We start from the raw sequence: 15,280 nt of genomic DNA on the forward strand, positions 1-15,280 counted from the left end.
TTCCTTGGTTTCAGTGGGGTTGGGTTGCGTCAGTGCCAGCGACGGAAGATCAACGAGGTGTTGACCCCGCCGAAGGCGAAGTTGTTGTTCATCACATATTGATGGTTCATGGCGCGGAACTCGCCGCGCAGGTAGTCCAGTTCACCGCAGCGCGGGTCGACATTATCGAGGTTGAGCGTGTGTACGTAGCGGTCGCTGTTGAGCATCTCGATGCTGAACCAGGACTCCAATGCACCGCAGGCACCGAGGGTGTGGCCGAGGAAACTCTTTTGCGAGCTGATCGGCATACGCGGGCCGAACAGGCTGCTGGTGGCCAGCGTCTCGGCGATATCGCCCTGCTCTGTAGCGGTGCCGTGGCCGTTGACGTAGCCGATGGCCTCGGGCGGCAAGTTTGCGTCCTCCAACGCCAGCTCCATCGCGCGGCGCATGGTCAGCTGCTCAGGGCGGGTGGTGTGCTGGCCGTCGGCATTGCTGCCGAAACCGACGATTTCGGCGTGGATCTTCGCCCCACGGGCCAGGGCATGTTCCAGTTCCTCCAGCACCAGCATGCCGCCGCCCTCGCCGATCACCAGGCCGTCGCGGCCGCTGTCGTAGGGGCGCGGGCTCAGGTGGGGTGTGTCGTTCTTCAGGCTGGTGGCGTACAGCGCGTCGAACACCATCGCCTCGGTCGGGCACAGCTCCTCGGCGCCGCCCGCGAGCATCAGCGGCAGGCGGCCGAACTTGATCGCCTCGTAGGCGTAGCCAATGCCCTGACTGCCGCTGGTGCAGGCGCTGGAGGTGGGGATCAGGCGCCCAGTGAGGCCGAAGAAGATGCTGATGTTGGCGGCGGTGGTGTGCGGCATCATGCGCACATAGGAGTTGGCGTTCAGGCCATCAGCCACCGAGTTCAGCAGCATGTTGCCGAACGCCTTGATTTCGTCGGTGCTGCCGGTGGACGAACCGCAGGCCACGCCCATGCGCCCATCGCGGATGCTCGGGTCGCCGAGCAGCCCGGCATCCTCCAGGGCACGCTCGGCGGCAGCCACTGCGAGGCGCGAAACCCGGCCCATGCTGCGCAGTTGTTTGCGGGTCCAGTGGCTTGGCACCTTGAAATCATCGATGGGGCCCGCCAGGCGTGTGTTCAACTCCTCGAAACGGTCCCATTCGTCCATGCGGCGGATGCCGCTGCGCTGGTTGGCGAAATGCCCGCTGATGCTCGCCCAGTCGCTGCCCAGGGCGGTGATCCCGGCCATGCCGGTGACGACGACGCGGCGCATCAGCATAGCCCCCCGTTCACCGCCAGGACCTGGCGGGTGATGTACGCCGCCTCGGGCGACATCAGGAAATTCACCGCGCCGGCCACCTCGTCCGGTGTGCCCATGCGCCCGGCGGGGATCATCTTCAGCAGCTCGTCCACCGGCACGTGTTCGTCGAGCATGGCCGTGTCGATCAGCCCGGGGGCCACGCAATTGACGGTGATGCGTCGTTTGCCCAGTTCTATTGCCAGGGCCTTGGCGGCGCCGATCAGGCCCGCTTTGGAGGCGCTGTAGTTGACTTGGCCTCGGTTGCCGATCAGCCCCGACACCGAGGTGATACAGACGATGCGCCCCGGCGCGCGGCGGCGGATCATCGGCATGGTCAGTGGCTGCAGGACGTTGTAGAAGCCGTCGAGGTTGGTGCGCAACACCTGGTCCCAGTCTTCGTCTGTGAGCGCCGGGAAGGCGCCGTCGCGGGTCAGGCCGGCGTTGCAGACCACGCCGTAGTAGGCACCGAAGCGTTCCACGTCGCTTTCGAGAATGGCCCGGCAGGCAGCGCGATCGCTGATGTCGAACTGCAGCACCCGTACCTGCTGGCCCAGCGCGCGGATTTCCTCGGCCACTGCATGGGCCTCGGCCAGGCCGCTGCGGCAGTGCAGCACCAGGTCGTAGCCGGCCCGGGCCAGGCGCAGGGCGATGGCGCGGCCGATGCCCCGGCTCGAGCCGGTGACCAGAATGGTATCAGTCATGGGAAGGTTCCTCTGGGCGTGCTTCGGCCAGGTAGCTGGCCGCTTGGGGCGGGCGGTAGACGTTCAGGCGGGCACTGGCATGGATACCGGGGCCGCGCAGGTGGCATTCGAACACGCCCATGCCGTTCTCGTCTTCGAGCGAACGCAGGGCGTGGATGTGCAGTTCGGCGCCGGCCGGGAAGTGCTCGACATCACATTCGAACTTGCGCGTGCCGAGCAGAAAGCCCAGTTCCACCGGCTGACCCTTGCGCCGCGCCCGGCAACCGGCATAGGCCGCCACGCTCTGGGCCATCAGCTCGACGCCGAGCCAGGCCGGCAGGCTGCCATCGGCGCGGTTGAACAGGCCGCCGGGGCGCACGGTAGCGCGGGTGTGGATCTGCTCGTCGTCGCAGCTGTCGACCTGGTCGATCAGAATCATGTCGCCGGCGTGGGGCAGCAGCTCGGCCAGTGGCCAGGGGATCATGGGGTGTCTCCGAGAATCAGGCTGACGTTGTTGCCGCCGAAGGCGAACGAGTTGCTCATCAAACGGCGTGGGCGTTGTGTGCCCATGCGCTGGCTGCCGTCGACCAAGGTCAGGGCCGGCAGTGCCGGGTCCTGTTGGCGGTCCCATACATGCGGCGGCAGCAACCCCTCGGGGTTGTGCCCGCTCAGGCTCAACCAGCAGAACGCCGCTTCCAGCGCGCCGGCGGCGCCAAGCGTGTGGCCGGTCATCGGTTTGCTCGACGAGCAGGGCAGCGTGGCGCCGAACAGCGTATGCACGGCCAGGCTTTCCATGGCGTCGTTATGCGCCGTGGCGGTGCCGTGCAAGTTCAGGTAATCGATCTGCGCGGGTGCAAGGCCGGCATTGTCCAGTGCTTTGCCCATGCACTGCAAGGCGCCAGTGCCGGTCGGGTCGGGGGCAGAGATGTGGTGGGCGTCGGAGCTGGCCCCGGCACCCAGCAATGCGATGTGACTGCCTGCGGCGTTGCCCTCGCGGGTCATCAGGAACAATGCCGCGGCCTCGCCGATGTTGATGCCGTTGCGGTTGACCGAGAACGGGTTGCAGCGCTGCTCGCTGATCGCCTCCAGGGCGCTGAAGCCATTGAGGGTCAGGCCGCACAGGCTGTCGACGCCGCCGCACAGCACCGCGTCGCACAGGCCCAGGTCGAGCAGGCGCCGGGCGCTGAGCAGGGCACGGCCACTGGAGGTGCAGGCGGTGGAAATCACGTAGGCCGGGCCGCTCAGCTGCAACCAGTCGGCGAGGAAGTTGGCCGGTGCGCTCAGCTCTTGCTCGGCGTAGCGGTAATTGGCAGGGAACTGCCCGCTTTGCAGGTACTGCGAAAAGCCTGCGCTGGCTTCGGCGATGCCAGAGGTGCTGGTGCCAAGGATCACCGCGACGCGGTGCGCGCCATACCGGGCGATGGCCTGGCGGATGGCCGGCTCGATCTGCAGGGCTGCGGTGTACAGCAACTGGTTGTTGCGGCTGTGCTGCTCGGGCAGCGGCACGGCGGGCAGGGCGCCGATGACCGCCCCGACCGGTGGCTGGCGCTCGGGGATCCAGCCCGCTGCCGGCTGCATGCCGGAGCAGTCGCCGGCGAACAGGCGCGCGGCCACTTCGGCCTGCCCTTGGCCAAGGGCGCAGACCAGGCCGAGGGCATTGAGGTAGGCGGTCATGGGGTGTCCTCGCGGGGCAGAGGGTCGACTGAATAACGCAGGCCATCACCGAGGTTCAAGTCGAAAGCGTCGGCGGCGCGATAGCGGACCTGCCAGCGATCGCCCAGCCAGCGCCGCTCATTCTGCTGGCGCGCCTGCGGGTAAAGCTGCGGCAGTTGCTCGGCCGGGGTCAGGGCAAACAGCACGGCGGCGAACAGCTCGCGCGCGGCCGGGTTCGGCGGCAGCAGGCCATCGGCATGCCACTGCTGGCCATCGAGCAGCTGACGCGCCTGGGGAATGCCCAGCAGGTCGAGCAGCGACCAGCGCAGGTAGCCGTGCTCGCCCTGGATCACCAGCAGCCAGTCCTGGCGCTGGCCAGCCTGTTCACGTTCGACATGCAGCTGCTGCGGCAGTTGCAGCGCAGGCATGTGCGCCGGCAGCGGCGGGCGTGCGGCGCAGGCGCCGAGCAGCAGGCACAGGGCCAGGGCCAGCAGGTGCTTCATGGCTGCTCCAGGGGCTTGCGCGCCACCACGTTGACCAGCGTCTCTTCGCGCTGGCCGACCGCAGGTGGCGTGCGCAGGCCCAGGCGTTCGAGCAGGCCGAAGTCCGTGGCGCGACTCCACCACAGGTAGGGATACGAGACGTTGCGCGGGCCGAACTGGAAGCCTTGCTGGCGCAGCATCTGCAAGTACCCCTCGGCGCTCTTTTGCACGTGCATGGGGTGGCGGAAGAACCAGCGGATCACCCAGGTATCGATGTAGGCTTCGGTGGACTCGGCGAACAGCAGGTAGCCGCCAGGCTTGAGCACCCGGTAGAACTCGGCCAGGGCCTTTTCCTGCTCCACCAGATGGTGGAAGGTCTGGTGGCAGAACAGGATATCGACGCTGGCATCCGGGTACTGCAGGCGGGCGCAGTCGCTGCCGCGCAGCTCCACCTCAAGGCCCAGGCGGCGGGCCTCGGCGGCGCTCAGCTCAAGGCTGTGCGGGTCGGCATCGGTGCCCATCAGCTTTGCCGGGGCGAACACCTGTTGCAGGTGCTTGAACGACTTGCCCTGGCCGCAGCCGGCGTCGAGCAGCACCGGCGCCTGCGGCGGCTCACCGTCGAACAGTTGGCGCAGGTCATTGATCGCCACGCGCAGCACATGGTGCTGCCAGACGTGGCTGGCAAGGAAGCGGAAACCGATTCGGGTTTCTTCGACGTAGGTGTCGCTGAGGAACGGGCGCTGGTTCATGCAGGGGCTCTCGCGCACAGCTCGGCCAGCGTGCGCAGGCGCCGCCTCGGCTCGGCGACGAAGGGGTTGCGGGCGTCCCAGGCGTAGCCGGCGAGGATCGAGCTGATCATGGCGCGGATCTCCGGCGAGCTGCCGGGGTGGTAGATGACGTCCTGGAAGCTGCCGTCGTACCAGCCTTCCACGTACACGCGGAAGGTATCGACGCCACGCTTGAGCGGTTCGGCGAACTCGCCCTGCCAGTCCACCGCCTCGCCTTGCAGTTGGCGGTGCAGCAGGCCGGCGGCCATGCTCGCCGAACGCATGGCGATGGTCACGCCCGAGGAGAACACCGGGTCGAGGAATTCGGCGGCGTTGCCGAGCAAGGCGTAGCCCTTGCCGTGCAGGGCCTTGACGTTGGCCGAGTAGCCACCGATGGTGCGCGCTGGGGTGTCCCACACCGCGTTGGCCAAGACCTTGGCCAAGCTTGGGGTCTGCGCCACGAAGTGCTTGAGGCAGGCATCCAGGTCCTTGGGCGCGGCGGCGAAGCGCTCGGCGGCGGCGACCACGCCCAGCGACGTGCGGCCATCGCTGAAGGGGATGGTCCAGAACCAGATGTCGCGGTGCTGGGGGTGAGTGGTGATGAGGATCTTGTCGCGGTCGAAGCCTGGGTGGTCGATGCGGTCCTCGATGTGGGTGAACACTGCCTGGCGCACAGGGAAGTTCGACGGTGCCTCGAGGTCGAGCAGGCGCGGCAGTACGCGGCCATAGCCGCTGGCGTCGAGCACGAACTGCGCCTGCACGTCGTATTCGCTGCCATCCGGGCGACGGGCGCGCACCTGCGGCCGTTCACCGCTCATGTCGGCGCTGACGATCTCGTGCTCGTAGCGGATTTCGACGCCCTGAGCCTCGGCCTGGTCGGCCAGCAGCTTGTCGAAGCGCCCGCGCTGCACCTGAAAGGTGCTCGGCTTGCCTTGGCTGAAGGTCTGGCCGAAATCGAAGGCGGTGTATTCCTCGCCCCAGGCGAAGGCTGCGCCGTTCTTGTGCTGGAAGCCGGCTGCTTGCAGGGCATCGAGCATGCCCGCTTCCTCGACGAAGTCGAGGCAGTGGGACAGCAGGCTTTCGCCGATGGAGAAACGTGGGAAACGCTGGCGTTCGATCACCAGCACGTCGTGGCCCTGGCGCTTGAGCAGCGCGGCGGCGATGGCGCCGGACGGGCCGGCACCGATCACCAGCACCTGGCGTTGTTGCAGTTCAATGTTCGGCATGAGGGCTCCTTGCCATGGAAACGGAATTCGAAAGGATGTGTTGGGCCAGTGCGGCGACACGGCGCAGGCCGAGCACCCACAGGGCGAACAGACACAGGGCCATGGCCCAGAGCGAGAGCGGGGTCATGGGTGCGGTTGCGCTCCATCACGGGGGGCCGCCCAGGGGGCCAGGAGGAAACTGAACGCCAGGCCCAGGCTCACGGCCAGGCCGAAACTGCTCACTGCCGGTGTGCTCGACAGCGCCAGCAGGCCGAACGACAGCCAGGTGGTCAGCGCCGCCAGCAAGGTGCCGAGCAGGCTAACCGCCGCGCCGCCGATGCGCTCGTGCATGAGGATCGCGTAGTCGACGCTGATGGCGGTCACCAGCAGCAGGCCGAACAGGCTGAACAGGGTCAGCGGTTGCCCGAGCCAGCCGAGGCTGGCCAGGCTGCACAGCGCCGCCAAGAGCGGCAGGGCGACGATACGCAGTGAACCACGCAAGCCGAACGGCGGCACCAGCAGCAGCAGGATCAGCGCGCAGGACAGCAACTTGAGCTCCGCCGCACTGACCTGGGTAGCGGCGAACAGCTGGTTCAGTTCACCGAGGCGGTCGATCAGTTGTACGCCATCGAGGCCATCGGTCTGCAGGTGCAGCCGCGTGGTGTCGCTCAAGCCTTGCAGGCTGACGATGGCGGCTACCCCGCTGTCTTGCTGGCCCAGCCACAACGGCCGCCAGGCTTCGCCGAGCGGGCCGGCCAGGACGTGCTCGATGGCCTGGTCCGGCAGTTGGCGCAGCTGATCAGCCTGCGCGGCCAGCGCGGCCTGCGGAACGCCCAGGGCCAGCAGTGGCTGCCAGTGTTGCGGCAGTACGGCCAGTGCCTGGCGTACCTGGCCTTGAGCGGCCGGGCTGGCAACCAACTGGCTGAGGCTCATGAAACCCTTGAGCTTGCCCAGCTCGACCAGCTCTTGAAGCTTGCCGGACAGCGCCTCGAGGCGGCCCAGCAGTTGTTGTTGATCGGCCCCGCGTACCAGGTAGAACTGGCTGGTGGGCTGGTAGCCGGTGATGCGCGCCACCGCCTGGGCTTCTTCCATCAGTGGCGGCGGGGTGCCAACCCACTGGCGGATGTCGTTGTGGGTTTGCAGCTGCCACAGGCCAGCGGCGCAGAACGACAGCGCCAGAGCCAGCAAGGCGCCGCTGGGCACCTTGCGCAGCAATTGCTCACGCCAGGTGGTGAGGGTTTCGGCGATGCGCAGCGGCCATTGCGCCGGTTGCAGGTCGACCGTGGCCAGCAGCGCCGGCAGCAGGCACACCGCGCTCAGGTAGGCGCCGACCAGGCCGGCTGCCGAGAACGCGGCGATCTGGGTCAGTGCCGGGAACGGCGTGAAGGCCAGGGCCAGGTAGCCGATGCAACTGGTGGCCAGGCTCAGGCTCATGCCCGGCAAGGTCAGGCGCATAGCTGGCCAGCTGCGCCAGGGCTTGAGGCTCCAGCCCTTGGACAGGTAGTGCAGCGGGTAGTCGACCGCCACGCCGATCAGGCTGGAACCGAGTACCAGGGTCATTACGTGCATCTGGCCGAACAGCGCTACGCACACCACCGAGCCGAACAGCATGCCCACCAGTACCGGGACGAACGCCAGCCACGCACGCCAACGGCGGAAGGTCAGCAGCAACAGCAACAGGATGCCCAGTGTGGCGCCACCCCCGACCCAGGTGATTTCCCGGCTGGCCTGTTGCTGGCCGGCAGCGGCGTGCAGCAGGCCGCTGGCTGCCAGCAGGTGGGCACCGGCCTGGCCGGCCTGGGCGCGGCTCTGCCTGAGCAGTTCGGCTACCTGCAAGGGCAGGTGCAGGTCGAAGGCGTTGCCCACGGTGCGCGCGCGCAGCAGCACCCAGGCCTGGCCGTTGGCCTGGGCGACCAGTGCGCCGCTGGTGGTATCCAGTTCGACATTGGCCGGCTTCGGCTGGCTGTTCTGGATACGCCCGGTAAGGCCCAGCCAGTCGTCCTGGTTGGGCACCAGGCTGAAACCGGTGAAGGGGTCGAACAGGCTTTGCACGCGTTGCTCGATAAAGGCGTCCGGGTGCTCGACCAGCTGTTTCCGGTCCTCGGCCGCCAGCATCGCCAGGCGGCCTTGCAGCAGTTGTTCACGCACCGCCTGCAGGTCGGTCTGCAGGCTCCACTGGACCTTTTCGAACAGGCCGCTGGCCTGCCATTGCCCGGCCAGTTTCTGCGCCATGGCCAGCGCCTGCTGGCGGTCGGCATGGCCGACCAGCACCAGCAGCTCGCGGTTGAGCGGCTCCTGCATGCGTTGTTCGGCGTGCTTGACCAGTGGGTCCTCGGTGGCCCCGGGCACCAGGGTCATCAGGTCGGCGGACAGCGGCGCGCCGCGATGCCACTGCCAAGCGGCAATCGCCAGCATGGCCAGCAGCAGGCAGACGAACAGGCGCGGCAACAGGCGTTCAGTTGGCAAAATCACGGCGCTCCGCGTCGCTCAGGGCAGCGCTGCCACTGCTGTCGGGCATGCGCAGCACGGTGCTGTCACCCTGGGTTTCGCTCAGCACGATGCGCTCGACATAGCGCCCCCCGCTGATGTCGATGTGGGTGAAGACCTGCTTGAGCAGCAACGAACGGGGCGTCAGGCGCAATTGCCACTGCTCGGCCTCGCCGCTCAGGCTCAACTCGAAGTCCCGTTGCAGGCCGCTGCTGTCGCCTTGCAGCACAGCGAAGAACAGGCGGTTCTGCTCGGCCCCGGCGCTGCGGCTGGGCAGGGTTTGCCAGCCACTCGGGTCGCGCCGGGCAATGCCTTGGGCGTCGATGCGGTAATCCTGGCGCAGTGGCGTTTGCAGCAGCCACAGCAGGCCAAGGTCGCGGGCCAGCACGAAGCGGCCCTTGCTCAACAAGGGCTGGGGCAGGGCACGCAGATGCTTTTCCTGGATGAACGAACCCTTGATCACCGCCGGCGCGCTCAGTTGCTTTTGCAGGTCGTCGAGGCCGAAGGCGAAGGCCAGAGGGCTGATGAGCGACATCACGATTGCAGCGAGGATCTTGCGGGAGCGGGCTTGTGATCGCGCTGATCTGCCCGAGTTCGAGCCAGGGCGCAGTGCCGAGAATGACCGGTACAGGCTGTGTTTCATGCCAGCACCTGCTGCACGGCGTCGAGCATCACCTGCGGCGAGGCCAACTGCATCTCGCCGCTGTCGATATGCACCGCGACCTGCACGGTGCTGGCCCGGGTCATGCGTTCGCCGGTCATGGCGTCGCTGATCAGGTAGTGGATCTTCAGGCGGTTTTCCCACTCCACCAGGCTGGCGCGCACGGTAAGGCGCTGGCCGAAGGTGGCGCCGCGGATGTAGCGCAGTTGCAGGTCGATCACCGGCCACGCGTAGCCGCTGGCCTGCATCTGCAGGTAGTTGTGGGCCAGGCGGTCGAGCAGGGCGCAGCGGGCCACCTCCAGGTACTTCACGTAATGGCCGTGCCAGACGATGTGCATGATATCGACGTCGAAGAAGGGAACGACGATCTCGCTGTCGACATGGAAGACCCCGGGGTTACGCATGCAACCTCCAGTGGCGCTGGGCGATACGCTGCAGACAGTGGCGCAGGTCGCTTTCCAGGGCGCGGTCTTCGATGACTGGAGCGAAGTCCGCCAGCAGTGCTTCGTGCATGTGCGCCAGGGCTGGCGGCAGTGGCCGTGCGTCGGCCTGGCGGCTGCGCAGCCAGACACCTTGGTTGGCGGCCAGCAGCGAGGCGGCGGCAACCTGTTCGGTCAGCTCCAGCACCCGCAGGGCATCGCGTGCGGCGATGGTGCCCATGCTCACTTTGTCCTGGTTGTGGCACTCGGTGGAGCGCGAGAACACGCTGGCCGGCATGGTCTGCTTCAGGGCCTCTGCAGTCCAGGCGCTGGCGCCGATCTGCACGGCCTTGAAACCGTGGTTGATCATCGCTCGCTCGGCGTCGGCGCCGGAAAGGTTGCTCGGCAGGCCGTGGTTGTAGCGCACGTCCACCAGCAGCGCCAGCTGGCGGTCGAGCAGGTCGGCGACGTTGGCCACCAGGGTTTTCAGGCTGTCCATGGCAAACGCGATATGCCCGCCATAGAAGTGCCCGCCGTGCAGCACACGCTCAGCGTCGCCATCGATGATCGGGTTGTCGTTGGCGCTGTTCAGTTCGGTTTCGATGAACCCGCGCAACCACCCCAGGCTGTCGGCCAGCACGCCGAGCACATGCGGGGCGCAGCGCAGCGAGTAGCGGTCCTGCAGGCGGTGCAGTGGTGGCAGCGGCGCGTCGATGGCCAGGTCCTGGCGCAGCCAGGCGGCGACCTGGGTCTGGCCGGGGTGCGGCTTGGCGGCGAACAGGCGTTCGTCGAAGTGCTCCGGGTTGCCCTGCAGGCCGATCACATTGAGCGCGGTGATGCGCGTGGCCAACTGCAGCAAGTAATCGGCACGGGCATAGGCCAGGCAGGCCAGGCCGGTCATGACCGCGGTGCCGTTCATCAGCGCCAAGGCTTCCTTGGGGCGCAGTACCAGCGGTTGCCAGCCCAGCTCGCGGTGCACATCGGCACTGCTGCGGCGCTGGCCCTGGTACATCACCTCACGCTCGCCGGACAGGGTCGCTGCCACGTACGACAAGGGTGTCAGGTCCCCGCTGGCGCCCACCGAGCCTTCCTCGGGGATCAGCGGCAGGATGTCGTGGGCGAGAAAGTCGCGCAGGCGCTCGAGCAGTTCCAGGCGAACACCGGAAACGCCGTGGCTCAGCGAACGCAGGCGGGCGGCCAGCACCGCGCGGGTGGCGGGGGCGTCGAGCAGCTTGCCCAGCCCGCAGCCATGGAACGTGTACAGATGCTGTGGCAGGGCCTCCACGTGTTCCAGCGGCACGGCCACCACGCAGGAGTCGCCGTAGCCGGTGGTGACGCCGTAGATCACCCCTTCCTTGTCGAGCAGGGTGTCGAGAAAGCGCGCACCGCGGGCGATGCGTTCACGGTAGGCAGCGTCGTTCTGCAGCGCTACCTGCGCGCGGTGCTCGGCCAGGGCCAGGACATCTTCGATTGCCAGCGGCGATTCGCCGAAGGTGACAGGCTCATGCGGATGCATCGTCATCGGTCTTCCAGAAAGGGTAGAAATTGAACCACTGCAATGGCGCCTGGACGCAGTAGTGCCCCAGGCGTGCGGCATAGCGCGTGGCCCACTCGGCGATCACTTGGTCACGCTGGCCGCGCCGCCATTGCAGGCGTTCGGCGAAGGGTTCGAGGGTGATGTGGTAGCGGCCCTGGTGCTTGAGGCAGAACAGCAGGTTGAGCGGGCATTCGAGCATGCCGGCGAGTAGCCAGGGGCCTTGCGGGAAGGCCGCCGGGTGGCCGAGAAAATCCACCTCGACGGTGCGTGCGCCGTGCAAGGGCACGCGGTCGCCGGCGATCGCCAGCCACTCGCCGCGCTCCAGTCGCTCGGACAGCTGCAGCATCACCGCCGGGTCCAGCTCGCTGACCTGAATCAGCCGCAGGTTGGTGGCACCCGCCTCGCCGAGCAGGCGGTTGAAGCGCTCGGCATGGCGGGTGTGCACCAGCACGTTCATGGTCACCTGTTCGCCAATCTCGGCCAGGGCCCGGCACACTTCGAGGTTGCCCAAATGCGCACCGACCAGCATCTGCCCGCGTGCACCGCGCAGTTGCTGGCGCAGGTTGGCGGGGTCGTGGATCTCGATGTCCTCGATGCGCAGCTTGCCGTTCCACACATCGAGCTTGTCCAACAGTGCCTCGGCAAACGCCATGAACTGGCGAAACACCTGCCAATGGTTGGGCGCAGCGGTTTGCCCGGCGTTCCATTGATGCAGCCGCTGTTGGTACTGGCGGGCGCTGCGCCGGGCGCGGCGGCCAAACAGGAAGAAGTAGGCGACGATGAGGTGGATCAGCGGGCTGAGTACGCGGCGCCCGAGCAGGCGCACCAGGGTCGCGGTCAGCTTCATCAACCAGAAGCTGCCCCGTTCCTGGTGCTCGGCCCAGTGTTGTGGCTGTTCGCTCATGCGCGCCACCTGCGCCAGAGTATCAGCGGTGCGCGCAGCAACATGCCGAAGAACAGCTTGGCGTGCATCTTCGAGATCAGCGCATTGTCGTGGAACAGGCGAAAGTGCGAGAGACCGTCCTGTGGGTAGTGCACGCGGGTCGGCAGCCACTTCATGGGCTGGTTGCGCCAGGCCAGGCGCACCAGAATCTCCGGGTCGAAATCCATGCGTTTGCCCAACTTGACGCTGTCGATCATCGCCAGGGTCGCCGGCAGCGGGTATACCCGAAAGCCGCACATGGAGTCAGGTATCTGCAGCGACAGGCTGTTGATCCACACCCACACGTGGGTCAGGTAGCGGGCGTACAGGCGGCCCTTGGGCACGCTGGCATCGTACTGTGGATAACCGCACACCAGCGCCTGTGGATAAGCTTGCGACTGCTCGACGAAGCGGCCGACATCGGCGAGATCGTGCTGACCGTCGGCGTCCACTTGCAGGGCATGGCTGAAACCGAGCCGTGCGGCTTCGCGCAGGCCGGCCATGACTGCGCCGCCCTTGCCCTGGTTGACCGCCAGGGTCACCAGGTGCACGTCAGGCTGGCCAGCCAGGCGCCCCAGCACCTGGGCGCAGGGCGCGTAGCTGGCGTCATCTACCAGCACGCAGGGAAGGCCTGCGCGCAGCAGGTCGGCGACCACGGCCGGCACTGCCTGCTCGTGGTTGTACACCGGGATCACCGCACAGGGCTTATGCACAGACGGCCTCCAGCAGAATACGGCCACTGGAGCAGGGCAACCCAGCGCAGGTGAAGGTGAAGTACAGCTTGCCGCGCGCGCTGTCCCAGCGCAGGGTCAGCGCCAGTTCATCGCCTGGGCGCACCAACTGCTGGAACTTGAGCACTTCCATGCCGCTGAAGCGCCGCTCGCAATCGAGCAGTTCGCCGCCAAGGTCGATGGCCCAGTCGATCTGGACCACGCCCGGCAATACCGGGGTCTGCGGGAAGTGCCCGGGGAAACACGCCAGGTCCAGCGGCACGGCCAGGCGCAGGTGCAGTTCGTCGCCCTCGCGGCGCTGTTCCAGCACCTCGGGCGCCAGGCTGCGCTGGGCCAGCAGCAGGGCCTGCAAGTTGGCCTGGGGCAGCTTGCCCTGGCTGTTCAGCGGCAGGCGGCGCAGCAACCGCCAACGGCGTGGCAGGGCCAGCGCTTCGCAGTGGCTGGCCAGGTGCGTGCGCAGGCCGTCGACCAGCGCCCGACGGCCAAGGTTGCGCAATGTGTGCAGGCCGGCCGGGCTTGGCACCAGCAGCGCGCCAAGGAAGGCGCGGCCTTCCTCGATCATGCCCAGGCGCGCTTCGGCGACCCACGGGTGGCTGCACAGGGCCTGTTCGAGCATCGGCAGGGAGATACGCTTTTCTTCTAGCTTGACGATACGGTCCAGGCGCCCGAGCAGGCGGAAGCGCCCGCCTTCGACGAACTCGACGGCATCGGCGCTCTGCTCGACATGGCCGGCCGGCAAGTAGCTGGAGGCGATGCGCAAGGCTCCTTGCTCATCCTGGCTCAGTTGCACATCGGCGAACGGGCTCCACAGCTCTTCGCCCTGGCGCCAGGCGATGCCGCCGGTTTCCGAGCTGCCGAGGATTTCCGCCGGCCACTGGCCCAGGCGCTGGTGCAGGCGCTCGCCAGCCTCCGCCGGCAGTTCGCCGCCGGACGAAAACACCTGGCGCACCGGGCGCAGGGCCGGCCAGTCGAGGTTGTCGCCCATGCGCTTGAGGAGCGCCGGGCTGGCCACCCAGGCAAACGCCGGGTGTTCGCGGCTGGCACGTTGCAGGTCTTCGGGGAAGGGTAGCGGGCGGCGCTCGAAGCCACGCCCGGCGCACAGGGGCCAGAGCACGCGGAACAGCAGCCCATAGATGTGCTGGGTGGCGACGCTGCCGATGATCCACGCATCGCCCAAGGTGCTGCCCCAGAGTCGTTCCAGGGCGGTCACTTCGTTGGCCAGTTGGCGCAGCTGCTTGTCGATGCGCTTGGGCTCGCCGCTGGAGCCGGAGGTGCAGAGGCTGATCCGGCACTGCGCCAGATCCAGGTCGGCAGGTTCCAGGGCGTTGCCCAGCAAGGCCTCCAGCGTGGCATCGCCTGGCTGATCGCTGAGCCACAAGTCGACCTGGGCATTCCAGCGCTCGCGGGTTGCCGGTTGCAGGTCGGCGGGCAGCAGCACCTCGACCCCGGCACGCCAGGCGCCCAGCAGTGCGGCCGCCAGTTGCGCGGCGTCTTCCAGATGCACTGCCAGGCGTTTGACCCCACGCTGGCGCAGGCCACCGGCCAACTGCAGGGCCTGCCGGCACAGTGCGGCGTGGTCCAGGGCCGGCGCCTGGGTCACCTGGCGCGGCGCTTCCAGCGGGCGCAGCAGGTGTTCGAGGTTGATCCAGTTCATGAGCGTCCTCGCACACGTTGTCTTATCAGCCATTCGATGGCGAACAGCAGGCCCATCGCGGCATAGGCGATCACGCCGTTGTACAGGGTCCACCAGCGCAGTGGCGCCCACAGCGTGAGGCTGGCGGCGATCAGGCCGTTGCACAGAAAGAACAGGCTCCACGCCTCGGTCACCCGGCGCGTGTAGCGCACGGCCCGGGGTGGCAGTTCAGGGTCACGCAGGCGCGCCAGGCGCTCGGCCATGGGCATGCCGTGCAGCAGGGTGCTGCCGAACAGGGCGAGCATGAAGGCGCTGATCAGCACCGGGTACCAGCGCAGCAGTTGCTGGCTGTCGGACAGCCCCAGCACGCCACAGAATGCCAGCGCCGCCAGCGCCATCCACAGGCTGCCCGGGCGGCGCGGCGCGCTCAGGGCGCGGGCCAGCCAGAGGGCGCCAAGCAGCAGGCCGAATTGCCAGGGGGCGAAATGGGCCATGCCGAAATGCACGGCAAACGGATACAGCAGGCCGGCCAACAGCAGACCGAGGCCGATCAGGCGTTTCATGCCGCCGGGTTTACCAGGCGGAACACGGCCTCGACCACGTCATTGACGGTACGTACCGACTTGAAATCGTCAGCGGCGATCTTCTTGCCGGTCTGGCGCTTGATGTGGTCGATCAGGTCGACGGCGTCGATGCTGTCGATTTCCAGGTCCTGGTACAGGTTGGATTGCAGAGAGATGCTGGCCGGCTCCAGTTCGAACAGTTCGACCAGAGCGTCGCGCAGGATGTTGAAGATGTCTTCGCGGGTTTGCATGGTACG

The 15,280-nt window shown here is 67.4% G+C and carries 16 protein-coding genes; all 16 read right to left on the bottom strand.

Translation table 11 applies throughout. The features are described 5' to 3' along the window. Positions 1-29: 29 nt before the first annotated feature. On the bottom strand, positions 30-1,256 hold the full coding sequence (locus OSW16_RS01975) for a beta-ketoacyl-ACP synthase (protein ID WP_267820368.1): 1,227 nt from the start codon (positions 1,254-1,256) through the stop codon (positions 30-32). After that, positions 1,256-1,984 carry a 3-oxoacyl-ACP reductase FabG gene (gene fabG / locus OSW16_RS01980; RefSeq protein WP_241805127.1) on the bottom strand — a complete coding sequence of 243 codons (729 nt, stop codon included), beginning with the start codon at positions 1,982-1,984 and terminating at the stop codon, positions 1,256-1,258. The genes OSW16_RS01975 and fabG overlap by 1 nt, the downstream gene beginning before the upstream one ends. Beyond that, positions 1,977-2,447, bottom strand: a complete 471-nt coding sequence (locus OSW16_RS01985) for a hotdog family protein (RefSeq protein ID WP_267820371.1) — start codon at positions 2,445-2,447, stop codon at positions 1,977-1,979. Before OSW16_RS01985 ends, fabG begins: the two co-directional genes overlap by 8 nt. Beyond that, the gene (locus OSW16_RS01990; RefSeq protein ID WP_267820373.1) at positions 2,444-3,637 is read right to left on the bottom strand and encodes a beta-ketoacyl-[acyl-carrier-protein] synthase family protein; all 1,194 of its coding nucleotides are present in this window, start codon (positions 3,635-3,637) and stop codon (positions 2,444-2,446) included. The genes OSW16_RS01985 and OSW16_RS01990 overlap by 4 nt, the downstream gene beginning before the upstream one ends. After that, positions 3,634-4,119: a hypothetical protein gene (locus OSW16_RS01995; RefSeq protein ID WP_241805131.1), complete on the bottom strand. Its 486-nt coding sequence runs from the start codon at positions 4,117-4,119 to the stop codon at positions 3,634-3,636. Before OSW16_RS01995 ends, OSW16_RS01990 begins: the two co-directional genes overlap by 4 nt. Then, the gene (locus OSW16_RS02000; protein WP_241805133.1) at positions 4,116-4,847 is read right to left on the bottom strand and encodes a class I SAM-dependent methyltransferase; all 732 of its coding nucleotides are present in this window, start codon (positions 4,845-4,847) and stop codon (positions 4,116-4,118) included. Before OSW16_RS02000 ends, OSW16_RS01995 begins: the two co-directional genes overlap by 4 nt. Continuing rightward, on the bottom strand, positions 4,844-6,091 hold the full coding sequence (locus OSW16_RS02005; protein ID WP_267820375.1) for an NAD(P)/FAD-dependent oxidoreductase: 1,248 nt from the start codon (positions 6,089-6,091) through the stop codon (positions 4,844-4,846). Before OSW16_RS02005 ends, OSW16_RS02000 begins: the two co-directional genes overlap by 4 nt. Positions 6,092-6,214: 123 nt before the next feature. Beyond that, positions 6,215-8,542 (bottom strand): MMPL family transporter, encoded by a 2,328-nt coding sequence (locus tag OSW16_RS02010; RefSeq protein WP_267820377.1) that lies wholly within the window; start codon positions 8,540-8,542, stop codon positions 6,215-6,217. After that, positions 8,526-9,092 carry an outer membrane lipoprotein carrier protein LolA gene (locus OSW16_RS02015; protein WP_267824163.1) on the bottom strand — a complete coding sequence of 189 codons (567 nt, stop codon included), beginning with the start codon at positions 9,090-9,092 and terminating at the stop codon, positions 8,526-8,528. The genes OSW16_RS02010 and OSW16_RS02015 overlap by 17 nt, the downstream gene beginning before the upstream one ends. Before the next feature lie 104 nt (positions 9,093-9,196). Beyond that, complete coding sequence (locus tag OSW16_RS02020) at positions 9,197-9,622, bottom strand: acyl-CoA thioesterase (protein WP_267820379.1); 426 nt, start codon at positions 9,620-9,622, stop codon at positions 9,197-9,199. Beyond that, the gene (locus tag OSW16_RS02025; protein ID WP_267820381.1) at positions 9,615-11,159 is read right to left on the bottom strand and encodes an HAL/PAL/TAL family ammonia-lyase; all 1,545 of its coding nucleotides are present in this window, start codon (positions 11,157-11,159) and stop codon (positions 9,615-9,617) included. Before OSW16_RS02025 ends, OSW16_RS02020 begins: the two co-directional genes overlap by 8 nt. Next, positions 11,140-12,078 (bottom strand): glycosyl transferase, encoded by a 939-nt coding sequence (locus OSW16_RS02030; protein ID WP_267820383.1) that lies wholly within the window; start codon positions 12,076-12,078, stop codon positions 11,140-11,142. Before OSW16_RS02030 ends, OSW16_RS02025 begins: the two co-directional genes overlap by 20 nt. Then, positions 12,075-12,809, bottom strand: coding sequence for a glycosyltransferase family 2 protein (locus OSW16_RS02035; RefSeq protein ID WP_241805143.1), 735 nt, complete (start codon positions 12,807-12,809; stop codon positions 12,075-12,077). The genes OSW16_RS02030 and OSW16_RS02035 overlap by 4 nt, the downstream gene beginning before the upstream one ends. Continuing rightward, positions 12,802-14,481: an AMP-binding protein gene (locus OSW16_RS02040; protein ID WP_267820385.1), complete on the bottom strand. Its 1,680-nt coding sequence runs from the start codon at positions 14,479-14,481 to the stop codon at positions 12,802-12,804. Before OSW16_RS02040 ends, OSW16_RS02035 begins: the two co-directional genes overlap by 8 nt. After that, a complete protein-coding gene (locus OSW16_RS02045; protein ID WP_241805145.1) occupies positions 14,478-15,023 on the bottom strand; it encodes a hypothetical protein in 546 nt (181 codons plus the stop codon). The genes OSW16_RS02040 and OSW16_RS02045 overlap by 4 nt, the downstream gene beginning before the upstream one ends. Beyond that, a complete protein-coding gene (locus OSW16_RS02050; RefSeq protein ID WP_267820387.1) occupies positions 15,020-15,274 on the bottom strand; it encodes an acyl carrier protein in 255 nt (84 codons plus the stop codon). The genes OSW16_RS02045 and OSW16_RS02050 overlap by 4 nt, the downstream gene beginning before the upstream one ends. Between the last annotated feature and the right edge of the window lie 6 nt (positions 15,275-15,280).

Source organism: Pseudomonas putida (assembly GCF_026625125.1).
GTDB classification, from domain to species: Bacteria; Pseudomonadota; Gammaproteobacteria; order Pseudomonadales; family Pseudomonadaceae; genus Aquipseudomonas; species Aquipseudomonas putida_X.

Bases quoted from the DNA above. Each gene is read 5' to 3' on its own strand.
- OSW16_RS02005 (WP_267820375.1), bottom strand. From the start codon at position 6,091: ATGCCGAACATTGAACTGCAACAACGCCAGGTGCTGGTGATCGGTGCC.
- OSW16_RS02015 (WP_267824163.1), bottom strand. From the start codon at position 9,092: ATGTCGCTCATCAGCCCTCTGGCCTTCGCCTTCGGCCTCGACGACCTG.
- OSW16_RS02020 (WP_267820379.1), bottom strand. From the start codon at position 9,622: ATGCGTAACCCCGGGGTCTTCCATGTCGACAGCGAGATCGTCGTTCCC.
- OSW16_RS01995 (WP_241805131.1), bottom strand. From the start codon at position 4,119: ATGAAGCACCTGCTGGCCCTGGCCCTGTGCCTGCTGCTCGGCGCCTGC.
- OSW16_RS02025 (WP_267820381.1), bottom strand. From the start codon at position 11,159: ATGACGATGCATCCGCATGAGCCTGTCACCTTCGGCGAATCGCCGCTG.
- OSW16_RS02050 (WP_267820387.1), bottom strand. From the start codon at position 15,274: ATGCAAACCCGCGAAGACATCTTCAACATCCTGCGCGACGCTCTGGTC.
- fabG (WP_241805127.1), bottom strand. From the start codon at position 1,984: ATGACTGATACCATTCTGGTCACCGGCTCGAGCCGGGGCATCGGCCGC.
- OSW16_RS02040 (WP_267820385.1), bottom strand. From the start codon at position 14,481: ATGAACTGGATCAACCTCGAACACCTGCTGCGCCCGCTGGAAGCGCCG.
- OSW16_RS01990 (WP_267820373.1), bottom strand. From the start codon at position 3,637: ATGACCGCCTACCTCAATGCCCTCGGCCTGGTCTGCGCCCTTGGCCAA.
- OSW16_RS01985 (WP_267820371.1), bottom strand. From the start codon at position 2,447: ATGATCCCCTGGCCACTGGCCGAGCTGCTGCCCCACGCCGGCGACATG.
- OSW16_RS02030 (WP_267820383.1), bottom strand. From the start codon at position 12,078: ATGAGCGAACAGCCACAACACTGGGCCGAGCACCAGGAACGGGGCAGC.
- OSW16_RS02045 (WP_241805145.1), bottom strand. From the start codon at position 15,023: ATGAAACGCCTGATCGGCCTCGGTCTGCTGTTGGCCGGCCTGCTGTAT.
- OSW16_RS02000 (WP_241805133.1), bottom strand. From the start codon at position 4,847: ATGAACCAGCGCCCGTTCCTCAGCGACACCTACGTCGAAGAAACCCGA.
- OSW16_RS01975 (WP_267820368.1), bottom strand. From the start codon at position 1,256: ATGCGCCGCGTCGTCGTCACCGGCATGGCCGGGATCACCGCCCTGGGC.